Source organism: Loktanella sp. SALINAS62 (assembly GCF_018263905.1).
In the GTDB taxonomy this organism is placed as follows: domain Bacteria; phylum Pseudomonadota; class Alphaproteobacteria; order Rhodobacterales; family Rhodobacteraceae; genus Loktanella.
The window spans coordinates 1-6,923 of record NZ_JAAFZU010000014.1; the positions used below are offsets into that span (position 1 = coordinate 1).

The 6,923-nt window shown below is 64.3% G+C and carries 5 protein-coding genes; 3 read left to right on the forward strand and 2 right to left on the reverse strand.

What is annotated here, in order from left to right:
* Positions 1–111 precede the first annotated feature (111 nt).
* A complete protein-coding gene (locus tag GZH79_RS06495; RefSeq protein WP_211642980.1) occupies positions 112–285 on the reverse strand; it encodes a hypothetical protein in 174 nt (57 codons plus the stop codon).
* A gap of 124 nt (positions 286–409) precedes the next feature.
* Here GZH79_RS06495 and GZH79_RS06500 point away from each other — a divergent pair, with 124 nt between their 5' ends.
* The 3 genes from GZH79_RS06500 (at position 410) to GZH79_RS06510 (ending at position 4,713) form a co-directional block, all read left to right on the forward strand.
* Positions 410–976 carry a hypothetical protein gene (locus tag GZH79_RS06500; RefSeq protein ID WP_211642976.1) on the forward strand — a complete coding sequence of 189 codons (567 nt, stop codon included), beginning with the start codon at positions 410–412 and terminating at the stop codon, positions 974–976.
* A gap of 99 nt (positions 977–1,075) precedes the next feature.
* Positions 1,076–2,080, forward strand: a complete 1,005-nt coding sequence (locus GZH79_RS06505) for a GIY-YIG nuclease family protein (protein ID WP_211642977.1) — start codon at positions 1,076–1,078, stop codon at positions 2,078–2,080.
* Positions 2,081–2,268: 188 nt separating this feature from the next.
* Positions 2,269–4,713, forward strand: a complete 2,445-nt coding sequence (locus tag GZH79_RS06510) for an AAA family ATPase (RefSeq protein ID WP_211642978.1) — start codon at positions 2,269–2,271, stop codon at positions 4,711–4,713.
* A gap of 742 nt (positions 4,714–5,455) precedes the next feature.
* Here the strand turns inward: GZH79_RS06510 and GZH79_RS06515 are convergent.
* Positions 5,456–6,679 (reverse strand): plasmid recombination protein, encoded by a 1,224-nt coding sequence (locus GZH79_RS06515; protein WP_211642979.1) that lies wholly within the window; start codon positions 6,677–6,679, stop codon positions 5,456–5,458.
* Positions 6,680–6,923 lie beyond the last annotated feature (244 nt).

The window sequence follows — 6,923 nt, forward strand, 5'->3', positions numbered from 1 at the left end:
CAGAAATGAAGATCGATCAATAAGCCCTGCGTCACTCGTCCCGTTAAGAAATGGAAAGATTACGCCCGAACGTTTGTTCAGCCGATGAATCGCCACGTCTCTTTGACACGTTCAGTCATTCGGATGCTCTTTGAACCAGTCTTCCAATATGCGCCGGATCATCTCCGGTCGGGATGGCTGATCCGGATCAACAACAATGGCGTCGTCAAGTTGCTTCAATGCGGCAGGCGACAGCCGGACCAGAACCGGTGTCGAGTCAGTTTTGGGACGACCAACTTTCGCCATGACCTTCTTTCGGATATTTTCTGATATTGCATATTGCAATTTTCAATATTGTATATTATTATCGTGCAGACGCAAGAGTTCACCTTGCGCCTACACTACCCACAACGATCATCAGGAGATCACCATGGATAACTCGTTCCCTACCACGCCAGGTGGCGTGTCTCAAACCCCTTGCGTGTCGGTTGATTTGCCGGCGGCGATTGTAGCGGGGCTGCGCGCGTTCGATCGCTGCATGGCGCTCACGCGTGCTGCGGTGGCGGCTGACGCCTGCGCCGATGCGGCCAATCAGGATCCGGCACTGGCGCGGTGTGACACGGCTGCCGCCGATGCCTGGGCTGTGGCCGACGACGCACTGGAGACCTTCTACTTCGAGGGTCCGGTCTCGCTTGCACAGGTGAAGGATGCGGCCTGGGTGCTGCTGCTCTTGTTCCAAGATGACGGACAGGATCTGGCCATCCTCGCGCAACGGTCGCGCGGTCTGCGGTATTGGGCCGGGACTTATGCCCGCAGCCCGCTTGCGATCGAGCTGGCGGCGGCGCCACGGCTCATTGTTGCAGCCGATCTGGTCGATGCGATCATCGCGGCAGCATTGGAGGACTTTGCACAGATCGAAGCCCTGCGCGCGTCGCCAGTCGGGACGGCCGTTCGGGAGAACGGCAGCGACGACGACCTGCACGCCGGTCCGTTCTGATCCGTCCGTTTCCGATCTAAGCGATCGCGGCATCTGTCTTCTCGGATGCCGCCGGTCTGCCTTTGCCTGTAGTTCATCCTTATTCAGGAGGTGCGTTCCATGAACGACCAATCCCCTGTGTCCGACGCCTTCATCATCGACGGTGTTTCCTACCCTGCCCTCGCCATGCCGCTCAAGCTGGACTGGATCACCTCTGCCACGCGCGCAGGGTTCGATCTGATCGGACGCGCCCGTGACCGTTACCACGGCGTGTTGCGCTGTCGCACATGCACCAACGACGCGCTGGTGCGGATCAATGTCATTCGTGACGCGACGCCGCTGTGTCACTCCTGCATTCACGACCGGCGGTCCCGTGCGGCCGCAGATGTAGGTGCAAAGCTCATCGCCAAGGATCCCGGCCATAAAAAACACGGCATGTTCCGCCTGCCCTGCGGCCATATTGTGCGGCGTCAGTATTTCCGCGTCGAAGCCGCCGCAGCGGGTGGCCATGCCCTGAGCTGTGAAGCGTGTCGTATCGCACGGTATGATGAGGCGGCGCGCGACTTTGACTGGGCTCTGATCGGTCCGACAACGGACGCGCGCACAGGCTATCGCGACTACCGGCATCATTGCGGCCACGCGCAATCCATCAGTGTTGGCAACATGCGCTGGGGGGACTGCACCTGCGCGGCTTGCGGCAAGGGATGGGCGGCAAAGCCCTCGTTCATCTACCTGTTCCGGATTAACCTGCCGGGGATGTCGGTCCTCAAGCTGGGTTATTCCGCCCGCCCGGCCAAGCGCCTGCGCCACCAGCTCGGTCTGGACCGCAGCGTGTCGTCAGAAGTGATCCGGGTGCTTGCCTTATCCTCTGGCAACCTTGCCGTTCGCGAAGAGAAAGCCTGCCATCGTCACATGCGGGACGCCCATCCTGATCTGGTTTTGCCGAAGAGTGTGTTCGGGCGCGCCATCAACACCCAAGGTGAGATCTATCGCCTGAGGGCCGAACCCATGCTGCACGCCCTGATCGATGGCGTCGTCGCACGATCCCGGTCCGCCGCAGACCATCCCGCGATATCCACCGCGCGGCAGGCGCAGGGCGCGCGCCGCAACACGCGCGCCGACTGACGCAAGCGTCACAGCGTTAGCGGTCGATGGGTCCGTCATCGACGACGGCCTCTGCCAGATTGCGGACCGCCGTCGCTGCACACTGATCCGCCGACCGCTCACCTGCCGCGCCTGCTCATCTTTGCCCTTCACCGGTCGCCCGTTTGGGCACCGGGGTCTCTCCTCATTCCGACAGACTGGATCTCGCCATGACCGAACCTCGCCTGACCACCGCCCCGACGCCCGCGCAGTCCCAAACTCCAGCCGCTTCGGATGTTGCGACACCGGGGTGGCACGCACTTGCCGAAGCAGCATTGCGACGTCTCTACCCCGACCGTCCCCGCGGGCTACAGATTGGCGCGATGCTGCGCGGGCTTGGCAGCACCGACGCAGAGGCCGATATCGACGCCTATACCGACGCAGCACCGAACGCGCAGGCTGGCGATGATGCCCCTGCGGACGACAAGCGTGCCGCCGCAGCGCCCGACACGGCCAGCCCCGACGCCGCCGCGGCGCTGCGGGCCTGGGAGATCGCGGAAGGCCTCGATGATATCTTCGGCCCTGACGACATCGACCACGATATCCCGATGCCAAGCGGAACCCCGGCGGCAGAGGTGATGCGCGTGGCAGATATCGCCACCGCATTGGCCGAAGGCGACGACCCATGGGCCGCAGACAGCGTCACAGGCACATACCGCCCGCCCTACCCGGTCGAGACCGGCACGGTGCTGGCACTGGCACAGCTGGCCCGGACCCTTGGCACACAGTCTGCCGTAGACGCGCTGCTGTCGGACGGCGCCGCCACCGTTTTGGTCTGCGACAGCACGGCAGAGGCCAACCGCCTGCGCGACGCCCTGATGAAGGGCCTGCGCCGCCCCGGCGCGCGTGCAGGTCAGCCCCTGTCGCAGACACCGATCCGTCCTGACGTCGTCGTGCTGAACACGCGGACCGCGACGGGACATCCGCTTGATCTCGACCGCGTCGAAGACAAGCTGGCAGACCCTGCCCCCCTGGTGATCCTCACCCCGCCGGGACAGACCCTACCCGGTGCGCTGCAGACGCTGCCCGTCATCCACATCGCCCGGCCCTGCGTCGAGACCCTGACATGGACCCTGCGCCTGACCCACAGCGCCACCGGGCAGATCGCGGCGGATACGCTCCGCGCGGCCCTGCCGTCCGACAGCGCACTGGCGTCCTTGTCCATGACGACCTTGGACCTCGCCCTGCGCCAGTCCGGTCCGCTCCGGGTCGCACGCAAGCTGGCGGATCTTGCCCGCCCACAGAGGGTCGTGGCAGACGACGGGCCGACGCTGGCCGATCTGCCGGGCCTGGGTGATGCCGGTCAGACCTTGCGCCAGATCGCAGCAGATCTGAATGCCTTCCGGGCGGGCACCCTGCCCTGGTCCGATGTCGCCAGCGGCGTGTTGCTGACTGGTGCGCCCGGCACCGGCAAGACCTTTGCCGCCGCAGCCTTCGCCCGCGCAGCCGGCGTCCCGCTTGTGACCGCCACGCTGGGCGAATGGCAGGCGACCGTTACAGGTCGTGGTCATGACATGATGCGCGCCATGGCCAAGAGCTTTGACACGGCCAAGGCGGCCGCATCCGGTCCGGCCAAAGGCGCTGTGCTGTTCATCGACGAGATCGACGCCATCCCCTCACGTGACGGGCTCGCAGACCACAACGCGACCTACTACCACAATGTCACGGATACGATGCTGAATCATCTGGACGGGGCCATCGCGCGCGATGGTGTCATCGTCATCGGGGCCACAAACTATCCTGAACGTCTCGACAGCGCGATGGTCCGTCCGGGACGGCTGGGGCTGCGCATCGACCTGCATCACCCCAAGACCTCCGATCTGACCGATGTGCTGCGCTACCACCTGCGTGACGCCCTGCCCGGTGCCAACCTGACACCCGTGGCACGCGCCGCCGCCGGGGCGACGATGGCCGACATCAAGGGTCTGGTGCAGGCCGCCCGCCAGACCGCGCGCGCCAAGGGCCGTGACCTGAGTGTCAGCGATCTGATGGCAGCGCTGCGGGATCATCGCCCGCCGGTGTCCCAGGCGCTGCGCCACCGTGTGGCCATCTCTGGCGCGGCCAAAGCCGTCGTCGCCCATGTCACCGGATCCGCGCGCCCCGACCGGCTCAGCCTGACCGTCGCACCGGACGTGATCGCCCATGTCGCGCTGACCCCGCGACCGGATGCCCGCACGCGCGCCGATCTGGGGCGGGATCTGATCACACTGCTCGCCGGGCGCGCCGCTGAGGACGTGATCCTCGGGTCAATTTCTGGCCGCAGCGGTGGCAATACGACCTGTGATCTCGCGCAGGCCACCCGTCTGGCGATCGCCACAGAGCTCAGCTTCGGCCGTGAGCCCGATCTGATCTGGTGCAGCGCCGCGGACGATCCTATTCTTTTGTTCGCCCGCCACCGCGGACTGCGCGCGCGTGTCGCGCGCCGTCTCGATGCCGCCTATGCCCGCGCCTGTGATCTTGTCCGCGCGCACCGCGTGACGATCGAGGTCCTCGCCAGCGACCTGCTGGTCGACGGGATTGTCACAGCCGATGCCCTGCGCACCTCGCTGAGGGACGGCCCGCCTGAGGATGATGATTGGGGCGACGACGCGTCGTCGTTCTGGCCGGGCCTGTGAGGCGGCAAACCAAGCCCGAGCGGATAACCGCAGCGGCCACGCGGGGGACAAGCTGGCCCGATTTTGCCAAACAGGACAGCATTTCCGTCTCGAGGCACGGCTGACGTTGGGACGCGGTGACCGACTGACGTTGCGATCCAGTTGTTACGCGGGGGCCGGCCGATTCGCGTTTCTCGTGCGCAGGACATGCCACGCACATCACAACAGCCTCCGGACAAAGCCCGCCCTTCATTGTGACGTCTGACGGAACCTACCCTTGCGGACGCCCTCTGACAAAACCCCTTTGCGAAGGACAGGTCTGACAAAACCACCTCGATCAACGTCTCTCTGACAAAACCTACCCTTCATCGCGACGTCTGACAAAACCTATCCTTGTGGGCGCCCTCTGACAAAACCCCGTCGCGAATGACAGGTCTGACAAAACCACCTCGATCAACGCCTCTCTGACAAAACCTACCTTTCATCGCGCGGTCTGACAAAACCCATCCTTGTGGGCGCCCTCTGACAAAACCCCGTCGCGAAAGACAGGTCTGACAAAACCTCATTGTGAGCGGCACCTCTGACAAAACCTACCCTTCATCGCGAAGTCCGACAAAACCCATCGTGCATCGCGCGTGCGACAGAACGCCTGCCATCCGCTCTGACCCCAACCGATCGCCAGGAGCGACGGTGCGCAGTGGTGCCAGGGCACCCGCCCCCACAACAGACGTGCGGCGCAGCCATCTCGGTGCGGTCCGTCTCGCTACAGTGACGGACCCATATCGTCATCGGGCTCAACCTGCGATGTCGGTTCATCCTGCGGCAGCAACGCGGGCCCGTCGTCAACGATGGACGCGCGCTGCTGTGCGGCGGTATACGCATGATAGGTCTTCAAGGTCTGCGTGTCTTTTTTGAGCTGCATCTGACCGAAAGGATTATCTTGGTATTCTTGGATCTCCGCCCGCTGCAGCGCGGCCCGGACCTGGCTGATCTGCGCGCCGGGCACAGCCCCGAGAGCCTGCCTGATCCGGCGCAACACCCCACGCTCGGCCGCAGCCTCCGCGCACAGTGCTTTGAGCGGACGCAGATATGTCGCGATGACCTTTTCCAGGTGAGCCACTTGGTTGTGAAGTCCATCCACGGTCTGCGCGATCATCCGGTCTGCGCGGACCCTCTCCTGCGCACGCGCGTCCAGAACGGCCGCTTCCTTGAGATCGGCGATCTCGGCAAAGGCCGCGTCCAGTTCGGCATGCCGGGCGTTCAGACGTGCGCCTTCCTCGATCACCCACGCGCGGGTCGTTTTCGGCTTTGGATCATCCTTGGTGCGCGGATAGCCCGGATGGATCCCCAGCGCGGCAAACGCCCGGCCAAAGGCCTGGCGCAGCGCCTCAAAGCTCCCCGCCAGCCGCAACGTCGGATGCGACGCTCGTCCCACGGTGCGCACGCCCGGGGCCACCGCGACCTTGGCCTTGCGCGCCGCAAACGCGGCGTCGGTCTCATCCTTCTTGCGGCGATCGACAGCCCGGGGGGTGCGCAGATACGTCGGTGCGACCAGCACATGCAGATGCGGTGTGTCTTCATCCAGGTGCAGCGAGACATGCACCAGGTCCGTGCCGAACTCCTTTTTCAGGGCGACCATCGCCACGTCAAGCCAGGCCTCCAGCCGCATGTCGTCCCATGTGCCAATCTGCTCTGGCGCGTCAGGGCGAAAGAAGTTTGACGAGGCGCCCAGCACGATCCGCAGGAATGGCAACCTGGCCCGCCGGGACGGCTTTTTAGCGCCCGCCTTGTAGAAGTCCGCGAGGGCCGCCTTGGGCCCGGCCGTATTCCCGTGCAGCACGCGGTTCAGGCTGGTTCGCGCAAGATCAATGTTCGAGGCCTCGGCCACGCGCTTGATCTCGTGGGCGTCCATGTCCGTCACCATGTCGGCGCTGGCAGGCTCGCAGTTGAACACTAAAAAGGATTGGTCGATCGTGTCTTTTGGCATAAGCTCATCTCATGTGGTTGGGCGCATTGTCTGCGGCATTCTTTTTTCCAGATCAGGATTATCATTTGGGCTGACCGGAGTTTCCTGGGGCTCATAAGGAAACTCCGATCGCCCCTGCGCTTTCCGACAGGGCGTCATCTGGCAGGGTGCTTTCCCGCAGGGCGTTATCCGACAGGACGTTGTCCGACAGGACGTTGTTTGCAAAACCGAATGGAGCGCACTGCGGTCACGCGGGCCTCGCGGG